Origin of the sequence: Sphingomonas phoenicis (genome assembly GCF_047238005.1) — a bacterium.
Classification (GTDB): Bacteria; Pseudomonadota; Alphaproteobacteria; order Sphingomonadales; family Sphingomonadaceae; genus Sphingomonas.
Genome location: NZ_JBDFMC010000002.1, coordinates 2,487,811 through 2,504,793, shown reverse-complemented (window position 1 = coordinate 2,504,793; position 16,983 = coordinate 2,487,811). Strand labels below are relative to the sequence as shown.

Genomic DNA, 16,983 nt, shown 5'->3' with positions numbered 1-16,983 from the left:
ATCAGGTACGGCCGGCGGCGAACAGGATCAGCACGACGATCAGGATCGCGCCGGCCTGAAAGAAGATGCGCTGCTGCATCATCCGGTTGGATTTCAACGCCCCCTGGCTGGGCCCGTCGCCCTTCACCTCCGCGGTCGATTCCTGGAGGAACGCGATGATGCCGCGGACGAGAGCGACGACGGTCGCGATCATCGCGGCGATCAGCAGGATGACGAGGAACGTGTTCATGTACGCCAATCTAGGGTGCGCTCGCCGAAAAACCAGTGGGCAGGCGCCCCTCACGCAGCGCATCGGCGACGGCGCGTCCATCGATCCCGGCCGCGCGCATCGACGCCAGCGTCGGGCTGCCGTGCCGCTTTGCCAGACGGTGGCCGGCGGCATCGGTCAGCAGCGCATGGTGGCGATACCGCGGCGTCGGCAGGCCGAGCAGCGCCTGGAGCAGGCGGTGGACGTGCGTCGCGTCGAACAGGTCGATCCCGCGCACGACGTCGGTTACCCTCTGCGCGGCATCGTCGACGGTCACCGCCAGGTGATAGCTGGCCGGCGCATCCTTGCGGGACAGGACGACATCGCCCTGTCCCGCGGGCTCCGCCAGAACCCGGCCGGCATCCGCATCATGCCATGCGAGCGGAGCGCCCGCGACTGCGCCCAGCGCCGCCGCCATATCCAGTCGCCAGCAATGCGGCTCGGTCATCCGCGCCGCCGCTTCCCGCCGCGACAATCGCCGGCAAGTCCCCGGATATGCAGCGACGGGACCGTGCGGCGCCGAAAGGCTCGCCGCGATCTCCGCCCGCGTACAGAAACAGGGATAGACCAGCCCGGCCTGCCGCAGATCCGCCAGCGCAGCGTCGTACAGCGGCAGTCGCTGCGACTGGAACACCGGCGGCTCGTGGGCCAGCTCCAGCCATGCCAGATCGTCGAGGATCGTCTCGACATGCTCCGCCCGGCTGCGCGTGCCGTCGATGTCCTCGATCCTCAGCAGGAAGCGGCCGCCCGCTGCCTCGGCTAGGTCGTGTGCCCGGATCGCGGAGAAGGCATGGCCCAGGTGCAACCGTCCCGTCGGGCTCGGCGCGAACCGGCTCACCACCGACCGGTCAGCACCCGCTTCACCGCCAGCCTCTTGACCGCGAATCATCGCCCGTGCTGTCATGCTGCCGTCACGTCGATGGGCGACAGCGCCACCGGCCTTGATTGGGGAAGCGCGTGTTTCATCCCGATTTGATCCGACATCCCGACAGCTGCCCGACGCTCGTCCTGAACGCGGACTATACGCCGCTGTCCTATTACCCGCTCAGCCTGTGGCCGTGGCAGACCGCGGTCAAGGCGGTGTTCCTCGACCGGGTGGACATCGTCGCGCATTACGAACGCGAGGTGCGCAGCGCCAATTTCGCGCTGAAGCTGCCCTCGGTCATCGCGCTGAAGCAGTATGTGAAGCCCTCGCAATTTCCTGCCTTCACCCGGTTCAACCTGTTCCTGCGCGATCGCTTCGCGTGCCAGTATTGCGGCGTGTCGCGCGACCTGACCTTCGATCACGTCGTGCCCCGCGCCCAGGGCGGGCGGACCACGTGGGAGAATGTCGTCACCGCCTGCGCCCCGTGCAACCTGCGCAAGGGCGGGCGGACGCCCAGACAGGCGGCGATGCCGCTGCATGTCGAACCGATCCGGCCGACCAACTGGCATCTCCAGGAACATGGCCGTTCCTTCCCGCCCAACTACCTGCACGACACGTGGCACGACTGGCTCTACTGGGACGTTGTACTGGAAGCGTGAAACAGGGGTCGACGATGAAGGCAGGCGTGGCAGTGGTGGTGATCGGCCTGGCGGTCGCCTCATGCGGACCGGACGGGACGGAAAAGCAGAAGGCCGCCGATGCCCGTGCCGCCGCCTTCACCCCGCCCTCCGTCACCTCGCGCCTCGATTTCGGCAGCAGCGCCTCACGCCGCTTCCGCAACCTCGATCGCGACGGCGATGACGTGCTGACCGCCGAGGAACTGCCCCGCGCCGATTCCCGCCTGCTGGAGCTGGACCGGAACAAGGATGGCCAGATCACCGAGAGCGAGTTCTCGGAGGGCATGCTCAAGCGGTTCGACCAGATGGACCTGAACCAGGACGGCACGGTGACCTCTGAGGAGCGCCGGACCGCGCGGGAACGCCGGCAGGAGCGGTAGGGCGTAACCGTCGCCGTCCTGCCGGCGTCGATCGTTTCCCGGCCGGCAAGCGACATACGTATCCGCAATCCCCACGACATTGACGCGGCCGGCGCCGCAGCGCAGCATCGGCGGCATGGCCACACAGTCTCCCGCCTCGCTTCCGCCGATCGCCAATAATCCGGACATCCGCTTCCTCGGCACGCTGCTCGGCGACGTCATCCGCGACTATGGCGGCCAGGCACTGTTCGAGGCGACCGAGACGATCCGCAGTGCCTCGGTCGAGCGGCACCGCGGTCGCGGCGACGGCAGCACCGTCGATCTCCAGTTGGAAAAGCTCGATCTCGACGAGACGATCGACTTCGTTCGCGGCTTCATGCTGTTCTCCATGCTCGCGAACCTGGCCGAGGATCGCCAGGGCATCGCCGCGGAAGAGGGCGCCGATCTCGCTGCCGCGCTGGACCGGCTGGCGGCTGAGGGGATCGACCGCGACGCCGTCGCCCGGCTGCTCGACCATGCGCTCGTCGCCCCGGTCCTCACCGCCCACCCTACCGAGGTGCGGCGCAAGAGCATGATCGACCATCGCAACCGGATCGCCACGCTGATGGCGTGCCGCGACGCGGGGCAGGCCGAGACCGACGACGGCGACGACGTGGACGAGGCGATCCGCCGCCAGATCGCCCTGCTCTGGCAGACCCGCGTGCTCCGTCAGGAGCGGCTGGGCGTCGCCGACGAGGTCGAGACCGCCCTGTCCTATTTCCACGACGTGTTCCTGCCTACCATCCCCGCGCTCTACCAGCGCTGGGACCGGGCGCTGGGTCGCCGCTGCCCCAGTTTCCTGCGCCCGGGCAGCTGGATCGGCGGCGATCGCGACGGCAACCCGCATGTCGATGCCGCATCGCTCACCTTCGCGCTGTCGCGCTCGGCAGAGGCGGTGCTGGCGCATTACTGCGACACCCTGCACGCACTGGGCGCAGAACTGTCGATATCCTCCGACCGCACGCCGGTGGACGCCGGGGTGGAGGCGCTCGCCGCTGCCAGCGGCGACGATGCCGCCAGTCGCCGCGACGAGCCGTTCCGCCGCGCGATCTCCGGCATCTACGCCCGCGTCGCCGCCACCTATCAGGCGCTGACCGGCAAGACGCCGCCCCGTCCCGGCCGGCTGCGCGGCGAGCCCTATCCCGATCCGCAGGCGTTCCGCGCCGACCTGGTCACGATCGCGCGCGGATTGGCGGCGGGCGGCGGCGGCGCGCTGGGCTCCAGCGGCGCGCTCGGCCGGCTGATCCGCGCGGTCGACGTGTTCGGCTTCCATCTCGCCACGCTCGACCTGCGGCAGAACTCGGCGGTGCACGAACGGGTGGTCGCCGAGCTGCTCGCCGCGGCCGGGGTGGAGGCGGACTATGCCGCGCTCGACGAGGAAGGGCGGATCGCGCTGCTCCGCCGCGAGCTGGCCAATGCCCGCCCGCTGGTCAGCCGCTTCCACGCCTATTCGGACGAGACCGCGTCCGAGCTGGCGATCATCGACGCCGCCGCCGCCGCGCACGACCGCTACGGCCCCGCCGCGATCCGCGTCTACATCGTCTCGATGGCCAAGTCGGTGTCGGACCTGCTCGAGGTCAACCTGCTCCTGAAGGAAGCCGGCCTCTACCGCCCCGGTGCCGGCGACGACGATGCCCATGCCGCGATCATGGCCGTGCCGCTGTTCGAGACGATCGAGGATCTCGATGCCGCGCCCGCGATCATGGCGCGGTGGCTCGCCCTGCCCGAAATCGCCGCGATCGCCCGCGCGCGCGGGCATCAGGAGGTGATGATCGGCTATTCCGATTCGAACAAGGACGGCGGCTATCTCACCTCCACCTGGGGCCTGTCGAAGGGATCGACCGCGCTCGCCCCGGTGTTCGAACAGGCCGGCGTCGGCATGCAGCTGTTCCACGGCCGTGGCGGCGCGGTGGGGCGCGGGGGCGGCTCGGCGTTTGCGGCGATCCGCGCGCAGCCGCCCGGCACCGTGCAGGGCCGCATCCGCATCACCGAGCAGGGCGAGGTGATCGCCGCCAAATACGGCACGCGCGAAACCGCGGCGACCAATCTGGAGGCGATGGCCTCCGCCGCCCTCCTCGCCAGCCTGGAACCGGTGCGCCTGTCCAATGCCGAGAACCGCGCCTTCGCCGATGCGATGGACACGCTGTCGGCCGATGCCTTCCGCACCTATCGCGACCTCGTCTATGGCGACGACGCCTTCCGCACCTTCTTCCGCCAGATGACCCCCATCGCGGAGATCGCGAACCTCAAGATCGGCAGTCGCCCGGCCAGCCGCACCAAGTCCGACCGGATCGAGGATCTGCGCGCCATTCCGTGGGTGTTCAGCTGGGCGCAGTCGCGGGTCATGCTGCCCGGCTGGTACGGCGTCGGCCAGGCGATCGACCGCTTCGCCGACAAAGGGCTGCTGGCCGAGATGGCGGAGGGCTGGCCGCTGTTCGCCGCGACGCTGGCGAACATGGAGATGGTGCTGGCGAAATCCGACATGGCGATCGCCGCCCGCTATGCCGGGCTGGTCGATGCGGAACTGCACCCCTTCTTCGACCGGATCCGCGACGGCTGGCAGCTGACCCATGACGGTCTGCTCGCCGCCACCGGCCAGTCGCGCCTGCTGGAGAAGCACCCGGCGCTCGATGCGTCGATCCGCCTGCGCCTGCCCTATATCGAGCCGCTGAACCTGCTCCAGATCGAGCTGATGAAGCGTCACCGCGCCGGTGACACCGATGCGCGGATCGGCGAGGGCATCCTGCTGTCGATCAACGCGATCGCGACGGCGCTGCGCAACTCGGGGTGATGGCGGAAAGCTCCGCCACAAAAACCAAGGGCGGCGTTCCCGGATGGAACGCCGCCCTCAGCCCGTAGTGACACAAGTGAATGTGTACAGCAGCCGTCGCCGGCCGCAAGCACGCCTTATCCGGTAAATCTTGCCGGATTGTGTCCAACTGTGTCGATCCTGCGGCAATCCGCGGTCAGCGCACCGTCACCGCCTTCGCCAGTGCCCGCGGACGATCGATGTTGCGGCCCAGCTTCACCGCGCAGTGATAGGCGAACAGCTGCCCGGCGACGAGCTGAATCATCGGATCCATGAACTTCGATACGCTCGGCAACTCGACATACGCCTCGAACATCCCGTCTTGGAACGTCGAGGGCAGGTCGTGGCCGAAGCCGATGACGTTTCCGCCGCGCGCGCGGATCTCGTGCAGGCTCGAGACGACGTGCGCGAAGCTGTCGGGATCGTGCGCCGAGTTCGGGATGAAGGCGACGGTGAAGAACTTCTCGTCGATCAGTGAGATGGTGCCGTGCTTCAGGAAACCTGCCGGCATCGCCTCGGCATGGATGTACGACACCTCCTTGAACTTCAGCGCCGATTCCGCCGCCACCGGCCAGTGGATGCCGCGGCCCAGGAAGAACCAGTGCTCGATCCAGCGATAGCGCTCCGCCACCGCCTTGATCTCGGGCGACAGCGACTGGACCAGTACGTCCAGCTGTGCGGCCAGTGCCGACAGGTCGGCCATGTCGGCACCCTCGTCGCCCGCCGCCAGCGCCGCCACCTCGGCCGCCAGTCGCCACACGATCGCGGTCTGGCTGATCACCGACTTGGTCGACAGCACGCACACCTCGCGCCCGGCACGCTGCAGAATCGGGAAGTCCGACATACGCTGCGCCGTCGATCCAGCGACGTTGTTGATCGAGACCAGCGCGGCGCCGTCCGCCTGCGCCTGCTCCATCACGCGCAGCGTGTCGTACGTCTCGCCCGACTGCGACACAGAGATCAGCGCGCCGTCTTCGCCCAGTGACGCCAGGTTCATGAACTCGTCCGCCGAGTGGCAGACGGCACGACACCCGGCGATCTGGTGGAAGAAATACTGCCCCAGCATGCAGACGTAATGCGAGCTGCCCGCCCCGCAGAAGGCGGCGTCCGCATCGGCCAGCCGCGCCGCCGCCGGAGCGAAGACCGCGTGCGGCATCGCCGCGACGGTCCGCACCGCCTCCGACGTCTCGGTGATCTCCTTGATCATGTAGTGCGGATGATCGCCCAGCTCCGCGACCTCGGCCACCGTGGTCAGCGGGATCCGCTCCACCTCGGCGTCGGGGAAGTCGGCGCTCTGGAACGAGGCCACGCGCACCTCGTCGCGCGTGACGAAGGCGATCTGGTCCTCTTCCAGATAGGCGATCCAGCCGTCCTGCCCGGCCACCGCGACCGGATCGGAGCAGATGAAGCCCGCCCCGTCGGCGATGCCGACCGCGATCGGGCTCAGCCGGCGTACCCCGATCAGCAGTTCGGGCCGGTCGATACAGGTGATCGCGAGCCCGAACTCGCCCGACAGCACCGACAGCGTGGCGTGCACCGCCGCGTTCAAGTCGGCGGAGGTGGCGTAGTTGCGCGCCAGCAGGTGGGCGATCACCTCGGTATCGGTCTGCGACGAGAAGGTGACGCCGCCGGCGATCAGGTCCCGCTTCAGCTCCAGGAAATTGTCGATCACGCCGTTATGGACCACCGCGAACTTGCCGTCGTACGAGCGGTGGGGATGCGCGTTGGGTACCGTCACGCCGCCATGCGTCGCCCAGCGGGTATGGCCGATCGCGGCATGCACCCGCGGCAGTCCGCCGGCGATCAGCGCCTTGGCCTGCTCCGACAGCGGCCCGACGCCCCGCACGATCTCGAAACTGCCCGGCGTGACGAAGGCGAAGCCGTAGGAATCGTAACCGCGATACTCCAGCTTCTCCAGCGCATGAACGGTCAGGTCCTGGACCGGCTGGCCGGACGCGAAGGCGACGATGCCGCACATGAGACGAAAACTCCTGAACGAGGGATCGCGCGCGCCATGACAGGCGGGCGGAACGGGGGCAAGCACCGGCACGGCGGCGAGGACCCTGTTGCCCGCGGCGATCTTGCCGGCCGATGACGCGAACCCTACCTTTCTTTCATGCGCGGTTTTCGCTAAGGCGACGCGCCTTTACGACAACCAGAGGATTTTGTTTGGCCAAGGAAGAATTGCTCGAGATGCGCGGCCGCGTGGTGGAATTGCTCCCCAATGCGATGTTCCGCGTACAGCTCGAGAACGATCACGAGATACTGGGCCACACCGCGGGCAAGATGCGCAAGAACCGCATCCGCGTGCTGGTGGGCGACGAGGTGCTCGTCGAGCTGACCCCGTACGACCTGACCAAGGGTCGGATCACCTATCGCTTCAAGTGACGCTTCGGCGGTAAGCCGCCGGCGATGACCGTGTTCCTCGTTCTCGCCTCCTCCTCTCCCCGCCGCCGCGATCTGCTCGCGCGGATCGGTGCCGTGCCCGTGCGCGTGGCATCCCCCGACATCGACGAGAGCCCGCGTCCGGCGGAATTGCCGCGCGACTATGCGCTGCGGCTCGCGGTGGAGAAGGCGCAGGCGGTGGCCCGCGCGCCCGGCGAGATCGTCGTCGCCGGGGACACCACCATCGCCGTCGGCCGCCGCATCCTGCCCCCCGCCACGGACGAGGTGGTACAGCGCAAGCTGCTCGGCCTCCTGTCGGGTCGCCGTCACCACGCCCTGTCGGCGGTGTGCGTGATCGACGCCGATGGCACCGCGCGCACCCGGCTGGCCGACACCATCGTCGCGTTCAAGCCGCTCTCCCCGGCCGAGGTCGACGGGTACGTCGCCTGTGGCGAGGGGTTGGGCAAGGCGGGCGGATACGCCATTCAGGGGCGGGCCGAGGCGTTCGTGCGCTTCCTGGCGGGCAGCCATTCCGGCGTGATCGGCCTGCCGCTGTTCGAGACGCGCGCACTGCTGAAGGCGGCAGGGCTGGATCTTGGCTGACGCGGCGCCCCGGCGTGCAGGCGGGATGACGGAACGACACGTCCATGGCTGAGTGGCTGTTCGAGGCCGGCATCGGCGAGCGGCGTGCCGCGCTGGTCGACGCCGACGACCGCATCCTGATCGCCGCGATCGAGCCGGACGATGCCGGGCCGCTGGTCGGAACGGTGATGCCGGCGCGCCTGGTCGAACTGTTGCCGGCCCGGCGTGGGCGGGTGACGCTGGCGGATGGCGTCGATGCGATGCTGGATGCGGTACCGCCCGGCATGACGCAGGGGGCCGGGGTGACCGTCGCAATCACGCGCGAGCCGATCGTCGAGCCCGGCCGCCACAAGCCGGCGCGCTGCGTCGCCACCGACGCCGCCCCCGCGGCCGGGCCGGACCTGCTCGCCCGCATCGTCGCGACCGGCGATCCGGTCACGACGATGCGCGCGCACGAGCCCGACCGGCTGGAACGGGCCGGCTGGTCGGAGGTGCTGGAGGAGGCGACCGGCGGCACGATCGGCTTCGCGGGCGGCACCCTGCTCCTCTGCCCGACGCCGGCGATGACGGTGTTCGATGTCGATGGCTCGCCACCGGCGGATACGCTCGCGCTGGCCGCGGCGACGGCCGTCGCGGCGGCGATCGTCCGGCACGGTATCGGCGGGTCGATCGGCATCGACTTCCCCACGGTGGAGGGCAAGGCGATCCGCCAGGCGGTGGCGGCGGCGATCGACGCAGGCCTTCCCGCGCCATTCGAGCGAACCGCGGTCAACGGCTTCGGCTTTCTCCAGATCGTCCGCCCGCGGCCGCGGCCGTCGTTGCCGGAGCGGTTGCGCGCCGATCCCGTCGCTGCCGCCGCCCGCGCCGCGCTCCGCCTGCTGGAACGCAGCCCCCCGGGTGCTTCCCGCCGGCACCGCCTGCCCGCGCCGGTGTGGCGGGCATTGACCGCACGGCCGGACTGGCTGGCGGAACTCGCGCGGCGTACCGGTGTCGTCCACGAACTGGAGAGCATGTGATGGCCCGTTCCGGCTGCCCGATCTGCGGCGAACCCGCCGACCCCGACCACGCTCCGTTCTGCTCGTCCCGCCACCGCGACCGCGATCTGCTGCAATGGCTGGGCGAGGGATATCGCATGCCCGCCGGCCCGGCGGAGGATGACGAGCGCGACGGGGTGGACAAGCCCGACGCGCGCGATTAGGGACGCGCTTCCGATCGCTGGATCGGCGATGCCCGAGTAGCTCAGTTGGTAGAGCATGCGACTGAAAATCGCAGTGTCGGTGGTTCGAATCCGCCCTCGGGCACCATTTTTCCGGTGATCCCGCTCCCCTTCAATCTGCAAATGGGCACTTAAAAGTCCTGTTTGCAGCCATGATGCGATTGACACCGGCGCCCGGCACGTATCGGATCGGCCTCGTAACCAGTTTGCAGGATGTGCCGAGCCGATGCAGCGGGTCGAGTCCGACACGACCAGGCGTCTCGATGGATGGAAGGCGATCGCCGGCTATTTCCGCCGCGATCGCTCGACTGTCATGCGCTGGGCCCGCGACCGGCACCTGCCCGTGCGGCGGATGCCGGGCGGCAAGCACGGCTCGGTCTTCGCGCTCGAGGACGAACTGGCCGCCTGGGCGCTGCGCTACGACGACCTCGACAGCGTGGAGCCTGCCCCGCCTCTTCCAGCCTCGCCCGCAGCGACCGTAGCGCCCCGCGCGTTCCGCTGGCTTCCGGTCGCGCTGGCGCTCGGCGGCCTGGGCGCGACCGCTGCGGCGGTGATGATGTGGCGCGATCCGGCGCCGCTCGCCCGCCCGGTGACCGCCGCCATCGCGCTGCCCGCCGATCGCCAGGCCGCCGCCGACTTCGTCGCCGCCCGCGATCACTGGGCGCTGCGGACCGAGGCCGATCTGGACGAGGCGATCCGCCTGCTCGGGCGCGTGATCGCCCGCGCGCCCGATTTCGCCCCCGCCTACGCCGCGCTTGCCGATGTGTGGCTGCTGGAGCGGGAGTACGGTGCCGCGACCGACCAGACCGCCTTCGCCAATGCCAAGCGCGCGGCACGGCAGGCGATCGCGCTCGATCCCAACCTGGCCGCGGCCCACCGCGCGCTGGGCTTCGTCGCCTATTGGGGCGAGAATCGCCGGGACAGCGGCATGGCCGCGTACCGGCGGGCGATGGCGTTGGACGACCGGGACGGCCAGACGCACTTCTGGTTCGCCAATGTCCTCGCCGATGCGGGGTACGACCAGCAGGCGCAGATGGAATATGCCCGCGCCCGCCTGCTGCTGCCGGGATCGTCCGCGATCGAGGTGGAGCATGCATATTCGCACTGGCTCGCCGGTCGTGACCGTCAGGCGCTGGAGGAATTGACCGCCCTTGCCGCGCGTTTCCCGACCGATCCCAACCTGCACCTGTGCCTGTCCTGGGTATATATCTCGCTGGGCGACTTCGGTGCCTTCGTTCGGGAAAATGCCCTGGTCGCCAGGTTCCGCAACGAACCGGGCGCGATCCGGGAGGCGGCGGCGCTGACGGCTGCCTATGCGCGCGATCCGGCCGCCGCCTTGACCCTGCTGCTGCAACAGCGCCGGGCAGCGGCGATGCGCGACTCCGGCTCCACCCGCCAGTCGCCGGCCCTGTTCGCCGCCTCGATGGGCGCGCGTGACGAGACGCTGGCGCTGATGACCGAGGCGGTCGCGGCCGGCGAGCACTGGTACGGCTATGGCGTCCGCCATCGCCTCGCCGCCCGCTACGGCGACGATCCCGCGATCGGACCGTTGATCGATCGGCTCTACGCCCCTCAGGCCTGATCCCGGCCCGCGCCCCGCAAAACCGCCGAATGCCGCAATTTGCCACACGCGCATCCCGGACCTCCCGGTGGATAGTCCGCTCAGGGAACGGACGATTGACGGGGGTCATGATGGAACACGCAGCCGGGGCAGCACCGCATCATCCATCGACGGGGCAGCCGCCCCATGTGCCTGTGCCGCCGCATGTCGCCGAGCCGCGGCGCGCCACCATCTGGCTCGATCGACCCTTCGCCGCTCCCGGCCTTCCGGCCACTCCACCGGTCGTACGCCCGATCGCCCGTCTGGTGCCGGCGTTGCGCCAGCGCCAGACCGAGGCGGCGGCACGGATCGCCGCATTCGACGATCTGGGCCTGGCGGCGATAGTCTGCGACGCGACCGGACGGATGCTCGCCTGCTCGCGCGCCGCCACTGCGGTCCTCCACATGGCAGAGATCCTCGCGGCATCCGCCGACCGGCTGGTCGCCATCGATCCACAATGCCATGCCCGGCTGCGCGCCGCGATCATCCGCTGCGGCACGGCCGAAGAGGACGAGGTCGAGCAGATCACCCTGGCGCTGGTCGGCACGGAAGGCCTGCCCGCTCGCCTCGACATCGCGCCGTTGCGTCAGGCGGGTGGCGGCTGCTGCCTGATCCTGATCACCCCGAACCATCATGGCCGGCAGGCGGTGCAGCAGCTCGTCTCGGCCTTCGGCCTCACCCGTGCCGAGGCGGAGGTCGCCATCGATCTCGCCCACGGCCTCGGCGCCCGCGACATCGCCGCCCGCCGCTCGGCCAGCAGCGACACCGTCCGCAAGCAGACCCAGGCGATCTTCCAGAAGCTCGAGGTGTCGAAGGCGACGCGCCTGTCGTTCATTCTGGGGCCGTTCCTGCGCTGAACCCTATTTCCGCTCCGCCGCCAGGATCGCCGCGTCGATCTTGCGCAGCGTCGCGGTAAAGGCGGCCAGCTCGGCGGCATCGAAGGTCGAGAAGATGCGCCGCTCCAGCTCCAGCGCCTTGGGCGCGACCTGACGGTACAGCTCCCACCCCGCTTCTGTCAGGCGCAACAGGTGCGAGCGCTTGTCGTCGGGATGCGGCACCCGCGCCATCAGCCCGCGCTCGACCAGCGCGATCGCCGCCCGGCTCACGGTCACCTTGTCCATCCGGGTGCGCTGGCCGATGCCCTGCTGCGTCGCGCCGTCCTCTTCCGCGACGACGGTGATCAGGCGCCATTCCGGGATCCGCAGGTCGAACAGCGCGATGTACGTGCCCGCCACCGTGTCGCTGACCAGATTGGATGTGAACGACAGCCGATACGGCAGGAAGTCGTCGAGGCGCAGCAGGACATCGCTCATCGGCGGATGGTAGCATTTGACACCAACTCGGCAACCATGCGATAAAGTATCAGATGATACTGGATCAGGAGGATGCCATGGCGACGACGATGGATCAGGCGGCACCGGCGACCGACAACCCGCTGGGCCTCGACGGGTTCGAGTTCTGCGAGTTCACCTCGCCCGATCCCGACGCGCTCGCCCGCCAGTTCGAGGCGATGGGCTTCGTCGCGGCGCATCGCCATCCGACCAGGGACGTGGTCCGGTACAAGCAGGGTCGCATCAACCTGCTGCTGAACCGCGAGGCGACCGGGCAGGCCGCCGATTTCCGCGCCGCCCACGGCCCCTCGGCCAGCGGCATGGCGTTCCGCGTCGCTGACCCCCGCGCGGCCTACGCGCATGCGATCGAGGAGGGCGCGACCCCCGTCGACGCCGCGCGCGGCACGCTGGGCGACGCGGCCAGCGTCATCGAGGGGATCGGCGGCAGCTACCTCTACCTCGTCCAGGCGGGCGCCGACCTCTATGCCGATTGGCAGCCGGTACCCGGCGCCGCCGAGGCGGAGGCGGCGAACAATGTCGGGCTCGACCTGCTCGATCACCTGACCCACAATGTCCGCCGCGGCGAGATGCGCACCTGGTCCAGCTTCTACGGCCGGCTCTTCGGCTTCCAGGAGCAGAAATATTTCGACATCAAGGGTAAGGCGACCGGCCTGTTCAGCCAGGCGATGATCGCGCCCGACGGCGCGATCCGCATCCCCCTGAACGAGAGCCAGGACGAGAACAGCCAGATCGAGGAGTTCATCCGCGAATATCAGGGAGAGGGGATCCAGCACCTCGCCCTCACCACGCCGGACATCTTCGACACCGTGGAAAAGCTGCGCGCCCGCGGGGTCCGCCTTCAGGACACGATCGAGACCTATTACGAATTGGTCGACAAGCGCGTGCCCTGCCACGGCGAGGATCTGGAGCGCCTGCGCCGCAACCGCATCCTGATCGACGGCAATGTCGGCGACGAGGGGCTGCTGCTCCAGATCTTCACCGAGAACATGGTCGGCCCGATCTTCTTCGAGATCATCCAGCGCAAGGGCAACCAGGGGTTCGGGAACGGGAACTTCCAGGCGTTGTTCGAGTCGATCGAGCTGGACCAGATCCGGCGCGGTGTGATCCAGGTCGACGCGTAAGCGCCGACCGGATGCCGCACGAAGGTGCGGCCCGCGCCCGGCCAGCGCGACGAAGCCGGCCCATGAGGCGCGACTTCGCCGCGACTGACGGGCCGGCGGTGTGGCAGGGCAACGCACGTCCCCCAACCGAGCCCCGGCCCTCGCCGGGATAGAAGGAGAGCGCCGTGAGCACCGACTATATCCCCGGCTTCGGCAACCACGTCTCGACCGAGGCGGTGCCCGGCGCGCTGCCGGTCGGCCGCAATTCGCCGCAGCGCCCCGCCTTCGGCCTCTACGCCGAACAGCTCAGCGGCACCGCCTTCACCGCGCCGCGCCACGAGAACCGGCGCAGCTGGCTCTACCGCATGCGCCCCACGGCCGAGCATCCGGCCTATGTGCGCTACACCGGCGCACCCCGCTTCGCCCCCGGCACCGCCGACGCGCCGCTCGCCCCCAATCGCCTCCGCTGGGACCCGATCGGCGATGCCGCGCCCGGGACCGACCTGATCGACGGCATGACGACGATGCTCGCCAACCGCGATCCGGCCGATCTGGAGGGCGTCGCGATCCATCTCTACGCCGCCGGCCGCGACATGAACGATCGCGTGTTCATGAACGCCGATGGCGAGCTGCTGTTCGTGCCGCAGGCGGGCCGGCTGGAGCTGCTGACCGAACTCGGGCGGATCATGGTCGCGCCCGGCCAGATCGCGCTCGTCCCACGCGGCGTCCGCTTCCGCGCGCTGCTGCCCGACGGTACCGCCCGCGGCTATGTCTGCGAGAATCACGGTGCCCTGTTCCGCCTGCCCGATCTGGGTCCGATCGGCGCCAACGGCCTCGCCAACCCGCGCGATTTCGAAACGCCGGTCGCCTGGTTCGAGGATCGCGACACGCCGACCGAAGTGATCCAGAAGTTCATGGGATCGCTCTGGACGACCACGCTCGACCACAGCCCGCTGGACGTGGTCGCGTGGCACGGCAATCTCGCGCCCTGGCGCTACGACCTGTCGCGCTTCAACGCGATCAACACCGTGTCGTTCGATCATCCCGACCCGTCGATCTTCACCGTCCTGACCAGCCCCAGCGACGTGCCCGGCCGCGCCAATGCCGATTTCGTCGTCTTCCCGCCGCGCTGGATGGTGGCTGAGGACACGTTCCGCCCGCCCTGGTTCCACCGCAACGTGATGTCGGAGGCGATGGGCCTGATCACCGGCGCCTATGACGCCAAGGCGGAGGGTTTCGCGCCCGGCGGCCTGTCGCTGCACAACCTGATGGCCGGCCACGGCCCCGATCTCGCCAGCTGGCAGGGCGCGTCGGCCGCCGATCTGAAGCCCCACCGGATCGACGGGACGATGGCGTTCATGCTGGAAAGCTGCTGGCCCTATCGCCCGACCGCTCATGCCCTCGACCACGGCCAGCCCGATTACGACGCGGTCTGGGCCGATTTCCCGAAAGCCCGCCTGCCATGACGATCGACCATACGCACGACCCCGCGCTGAACAGCTGGGTGGCGGGCGCGGAGGGCCATGCCGACTTTCCCGTGCAGAACCTGCCGCTCGGCATCTTCTCGCCGGCGGGCGGCGCGCCGCGGCCGGGCACCGCGATCGGCGACCATATCCTCGATCTCGGCGGGATTGTCGCGCTGCTGCCGGACGCGGTGGCGCCGACGCTCACCGCCACTACGCTGAACGCGCTGTTCGCGCTGCCCGCCGCCGAGCGGGTGGCGCTGCGCCGGCGCCTGTCGCAGCTGCTGTCCGATCCCGCGCACCGCGCGGCGGTCGAACCGATGCTCCACGCCGCCGCCGATTGCACCATGCACCTGCCCGCCGCGATCGGCGACTACACCGACTTCTATGTCGGCATCCATCACGCCAACAATGTCGGCCGCCAGTTCCGCCCGGATCAGCCGCTGCTCCCCAACTACAAATGGGTGCCGATCGGCTATCACGGCCGCGCCTCCTCGGTCCGCCCGGGCGGCGTGCCGGTGATCCGTCCGAAGGGGCAGCGCAAGCCGCCCCAGGCCGATGTGCCCGATTACGGTCCCAGCCGCCGCCTCGATTACGAGCTGGAGATGGGCGTGTGGATCGGCCGCGGCAACGCGCTGGGCGATCCGATCGCCATCGCCGATGCGGGCGCGCACGTCGCCGGCCTCTCGCTCCTGAACGACTGGTCGGCACGCGACTTCCAGGCATGGGAGTATCAGCCGCTCGGCCCCTTCCTCGCCAAGAACTTCCACACCAGCGTCAGTCCGTGGGTCGTCACCGCCGAGGCGCTGGCCCCGTTCCGCATCGCCCAGCCCGCCCGGCCGGAGGGCGATCCCCGCCCGCTCCCCTATCTGTGGGACGAGGCGGACCAGGCGTCGGGCGCATTCGCCATCGAACTGGAAGTCCATCTGTCGACCGCCGCGATGCAGGCGGCCGGCACCGCGCCGCACCGGCTCAGCCGCGGCGTGGCCAGCAACATGTACTGGACGATCGCGCAGATCGTGACGCACCACGCATCGAACGGCTGCAACCTCGCACCCGGCGACCTGCTCGGCACCGGTACCATCTCCGCCCCCGACGACAGCGGCTATGGCAGCCTGCTCGAGATCTCGCGCGGCGGCAGCCAGCCGGTGACGCTGCCCGGTGGCGAGACCCGCTCCTTCCTCGAGGATGGCGACGAGGTGACGCTGACCGCTCGCGCCGTCGCCGACGGGCATGTCCCGATCGGCTTCGGCACGTGCAGCGCGATCATCCTGCCCGCGCGCCCGTGACGCTGCGCCTCCATGGCTACTGGCGGTCCAGCGCCGCCTATCGCGTCCGCCTCGCGCTGGCGTTGAAGGGTCTCGCCTACGACCAGCAGCCGCACGACCTGCGTACCGGCGCGCAGACGGATGCCGACTACCTCGGGCTCGCCCCGCAGGGCCTCGTCCCGGCGCTGGAGACGGACGACGGCGTGCTGACCCAGAGTCCCGCCATCCTCGAATGGCTGGAGGAGCGCCACCCGCATCCGCCGCTGCTCCCCGCCGGTGCCGGCGACCGCGCCGTCGTCCGCGCGATGGCCGCGGCGATCGGTTGCGACATCCACCCGCTGAACAACCTGCGCGTGCTAAAACGGCTGCGCGGCGACCTGACCGCGGACGAGGCGCAGGTGAATGCGTGGATCGGCCACTGGATCGCCACGGGGTTCGCCGCGCTGGAGGTCATGATCGCCCGCCACGGCGACGGCTTCGCCTTCGGCGACACGCCGACCCTCGCCGACTGCTATCTGGTGCCGCAGGTCTATTCGGCCGAGCGGTTCGCGGTCGACCTGTTGCCCTATCCCGCCCTGACCCGTGCCGCCGCGGCGCTCGCCGCCCTACCGCATGTCGCCGCAGCGCATCCGCAGGCCCAGCCAGACGCCGATCCGGCATGAGCGATACGCGCGTCCATGCCACGCCGGCAGGGGTCACGCTCGGCCCGCTGGACCTGATCGCCGACGGCACCGCCCGCGCGTTCGTGTTGCAGATGAAGGCGGGGCGCTTCCACGGTTTCGTCGTCCGCCATGGTGACAGGGTTCATGGCTATGTCGATCGCTGCCCGCACGCCGGCCTGCCGCTGGCGCAGACGCTCGACGACTATCTGACGCCCGATGGCGGCCTCATCGCATGCAGCTGGCACTCGGCCCTGTTCGCGATCGATACCGGCACCTGCGTCGGCGGCCCGTGCATGGGCCAGTCGCTCACCCCCTGGCCGGTCGCGATCGCGGACGGCAGGATCGTGACCGCCTGACCG

Annotated in this window: 18 protein-coding genes and 1 tRNA gene; 15 read left to right on the top strand and 4 right to left on the bottom strand. The window is 69.7% G+C overall.

Annotated elements, in window-relative coordinates:
• Position 1: 1 nt before the first annotated feature.
• Together ABC319_RS13140 and gluQRS are read right to left on the bottom strand one after the other, a co-directional pair.
• The gene (locus tag ABC319_RS13140; protein WP_413070658.1) at positions 2 to 229 is read right to left on the bottom strand and encodes a twin transmembrane helix small protein; all 228 of its coding nucleotides are present in this window, start codon (positions 227 to 229) and stop codon (positions 2 to 4) included.
• 10 nt (positions 230 to 239) lie between these two features.
• Positions 240 to 1,136, bottom strand: coding sequence for a tRNA glutamyl-Q(34) synthetase GluQRS (gluQRS, locus tag ABC319_RS13135; RefSeq protein ID WP_413070657.1), 897 nt, complete (start codon positions 1,134 to 1,136; stop codon positions 240 to 242).
• 68 nt (positions 1,137 to 1,204) lie between these two features.
• Between gluQRS and ABC319_RS13130 the strand changes: the two genes are divergently transcribed.
• The 3 genes from ABC319_RS13130 to ppc all read left to right on the top strand — a co-directional run bounded on the left by ABC319_RS13130 (position 1,205) and on the right by ppc (position 4,978).
• Positions 1,205 to 1,771, top strand: a complete 567-nt coding sequence (locus tag ABC319_RS13130; protein ID WP_413070656.1) for an HNH endonuclease — start codon at positions 1,205 to 1,207, stop codon at positions 1,769 to 1,771.
• A 14-nt stretch (positions 1,772 to 1,785) separates the two neighbouring features.
• Entirely contained in the window at positions 1,786 to 2,169 is a 384-nt protein-coding gene (locus ABC319_RS13125) for an EF-hand domain-containing protein (protein WP_413070655.1), read from the top strand.
• Positions 2,170 to 2,284: 115 nt separating this feature from the next.
• The gene (ppc, locus tag ABC319_RS13120; RefSeq protein ID WP_413070654.1) at positions 2,285 to 4,978 is read left to right on the top strand and encodes a phosphoenolpyruvate carboxylase; all 2,694 of its coding nucleotides are present in this window, start codon (positions 2,285 to 2,287) and stop codon (positions 4,976 to 4,978) included.
• Between the two features lie 175 nt (positions 4,979 to 5,153).
• On the opposite strand, the gene glmS is transcribed toward ppc, so the two are convergent.
• Entirely contained in the window at positions 5,154 to 6,974 is a 1,821-nt protein-coding gene (gene glmS / locus ABC319_RS13115; RefSeq protein ID WP_413070653.1) for a glutamine--fructose-6-phosphate transaminase (isomerizing), read from the bottom strand.
• 191 nt (positions 6,975 to 7,165) lie between these two features.
• Here glmS and infA point away from each other — a divergent pair, with 191 nt between their 5' ends.
• From infA to ABC319_RS13080, 7 genes are all read left to right on the top strand, one after another.
• A complete protein-coding gene (gene infA, locus ABC319_RS13110) occupies positions 7,166 to 7,384 on the top strand; it encodes a translation initiation factor IF-1 (protein ID WP_007403889.1) in 219 nt (72 codons plus the stop codon).
• A 30-nt stretch (positions 7,385 to 7,414) separates the two neighbouring features.
• A complete protein-coding gene (locus ABC319_RS13105) occupies positions 7,415 to 7,984 on the top strand; it encodes a Maf family protein (RefSeq protein WP_413071693.1) in 570 nt (189 codons plus the stop codon).
• 44 nt (positions 7,985 to 8,028) lie between these two features.
• Positions 8,029 to 8,979 carry a ribonuclease gene (locus ABC319_RS13100; RefSeq protein WP_413070652.1) on the top strand — a complete coding sequence of 317 codons (951 nt, stop codon included), beginning with the start codon at positions 8,029 to 8,031 and terminating at the stop codon, positions 8,977 to 8,979.
• Positions 8,979 to 9,161, top strand: coding sequence for a DNA gyrase inhibitor YacG (gene yacG, locus ABC319_RS13095; protein ID WP_413070651.1), 183 nt, complete (start codon positions 8,979 to 8,981; stop codon positions 9,159 to 9,161). Before ABC319_RS13100 ends, yacG begins: the two co-directional genes overlap by 1 nt.
• 30 nt (positions 9,162 to 9,191) lie before the next feature.
• A tRNA-Phe gene (locus ABC319_RS13090) sits at positions 9,192 to 9,267 on the top strand.
• 138 nt (positions 9,268 to 9,405) lie between these two features.
• Positions 9,406 to 10,761: a tetratricopeptide repeat protein gene (locus ABC319_RS13085; protein WP_413070650.1), complete on the top strand. Its 1,356-nt coding sequence runs from the start codon at positions 9,406 to 9,408 to the stop codon at positions 10,759 to 10,761.
• 107 nt (positions 10,762 to 10,868) lie between these two features.
• Positions 10,869 to 11,636 carry a helix-turn-helix transcriptional regulator gene (locus ABC319_RS13080; protein ID WP_413070649.1) on the top strand — a complete coding sequence of 256 codons (768 nt, stop codon included), beginning with the start codon at positions 10,869 to 10,871 and terminating at the stop codon, positions 11,634 to 11,636.
• A 3-nt stretch (positions 11,637 to 11,639) separates the two neighbouring features.
• On the opposite strand, the gene ABC319_RS13075 is transcribed toward ABC319_RS13080, so the two are convergent.
• A complete protein-coding gene (locus ABC319_RS13075) occupies positions 11,640 to 12,092 on the bottom strand; it encodes a MarR family winged helix-turn-helix transcriptional regulator (protein ID WP_413070648.1) in 453 nt (150 codons plus the stop codon).
• 77 nt (positions 12,093 to 12,169) lie between these two features.
• Here ABC319_RS13075 and hppD point away from each other — a divergent pair, with 77 nt between their 5' ends.
• From hppD to ABC319_RS13050, 5 genes are all read left to right on the top strand, one after another.
• Positions 12,170 to 13,252 (top strand): 4-hydroxyphenylpyruvate dioxygenase, encoded by a 1,083-nt coding sequence (gene hppD / locus ABC319_RS13070; RefSeq protein ID WP_413070647.1) that lies wholly within the window; start codon positions 12,170 to 12,172, stop codon positions 13,250 to 13,252.
• Between the two features lie 164 nt (positions 13,253 to 13,416).
• The gene (hmgA, locus tag ABC319_RS13065) at positions 13,417 to 14,697 is read left to right on the top strand and encodes a homogentisate 1,2-dioxygenase (RefSeq protein WP_413070646.1); all 1,281 of its coding nucleotides are present in this window, start codon (positions 13,417 to 13,419) and stop codon (positions 14,695 to 14,697) included.
• A complete protein-coding gene (fahA, locus tag ABC319_RS13060; RefSeq protein WP_413070645.1) occupies positions 14,694 to 15,983 on the top strand; it encodes a fumarylacetoacetase in 1,290 nt (429 codons plus the stop codon). Before hmgA ends, fahA begins: the two co-directional genes overlap by 4 nt.
• Positions 15,950 to 16,624: a maleylacetoacetate isomerase gene (gene maiA, locus ABC319_RS13055; RefSeq protein WP_413070644.1), complete on the top strand. Its 675-nt coding sequence runs from the start codon at positions 15,950 to 15,952 to the stop codon at positions 16,622 to 16,624. The genes fahA and maiA overlap by 34 nt, the downstream gene beginning before the upstream one ends.
• Positions 16,621 to 16,980: a Rieske (2Fe-2S) protein gene (locus tag ABC319_RS13050; protein WP_413070643.1), complete on the top strand. Its 360-nt coding sequence runs from the start codon at positions 16,621 to 16,623 to the stop codon at positions 16,978 to 16,980. The genes maiA and ABC319_RS13050 overlap by 4 nt, the downstream gene beginning before the upstream one ends.
• The last annotated feature ends 3 nt before the right edge of the window (positions 16,981 to 16,983 follow it).

What these genes read in the sequence shown, in the direction of transcription:
- yacG (WP_413070651.1), top strand. Translation starts at nt 8,979, where the DNA reads ATGGCCCGTTCCGGCTGCCCGATCTGCGGCGAACCCGCCGACCCCGAC.
- ABC319_RS13125 (WP_413070655.1), top strand. Translation starts at nt 1,786, where the DNA reads ATGAAGGCAGGCGTGGCAGTGGTGGTGATCGGCCTGGCGGTCGCCTCA.
- ABC319_RS13050 (WP_413070643.1), top strand. Translation starts at nt 16,621, where the DNA reads ATGAGCGATACGCGCGTCCATGCCACGCCGGCAGGGGTCACGCTCGGC.
- hppD (WP_413070647.1), top strand. Translation starts at nt 12,170, where the DNA reads ATGGCGACGACGATGGATCAGGCGGCACCGGCGACCGACAACCCGCTG.
- glmS (WP_413070653.1), bottom strand. Translation starts at nt 6,974, where the DNA reads ATGTGCGGCATCGTCGCCTTCGCGTCCGGCCAGCCGGTCCAGGACCTG.
- ABC319_RS13085 (WP_413070650.1), top strand. Translation starts at nt 9,406, where the DNA reads ATGCAGCGGGTCGAGTCCGACACGACCAGGCGTCTCGATGGATGGAAG.
- ABC319_RS13080 (WP_413070649.1), top strand. Translation starts at nt 10,869, where the DNA reads ATGATGGAACACGCAGCCGGGGCAGCACCGCATCATCCATCGACGGGG.
- ABC319_RS13075 (WP_413070648.1), bottom strand. Translation starts at nt 12,092, where the DNA reads ATGAGCGATGTCCTGCTGCGCCTCGACGACTTCCTGCCGTATCGGCTG.
- fahA (WP_413070645.1), top strand. Translation starts at nt 14,694, where the DNA reads ATGACGATCGACCATACGCACGACCCCGCGCTGAACAGCTGGGTGGCG.
- ABC319_RS13140 (WP_413070658.1), bottom strand. Translation starts at nt 229, where the DNA reads ATGAACACGTTCCTCGTCATCCTGCTGATCGCCGCGATGATCGCGACC.
- ABC319_RS13100 (WP_413070652.1), top strand. Translation starts at nt 8,029, where the DNA reads ATGGCTGAGTGGCTGTTCGAGGCCGGCATCGGCGAGCGGCGTGCCGCG.
- ppc (WP_413070654.1), top strand. Translation starts at nt 2,285, where the DNA reads ATGGCCACACAGTCTCCCGCCTCGCTTCCGCCGATCGCCAATAATCCG.
- gluQRS (WP_413070657.1), bottom strand. Translation starts at nt 1,136, where the DNA reads ATGATTCGCGGTCAAGAGGCTGGCGGTGAAGCGGGTGCTGACCGGTCG.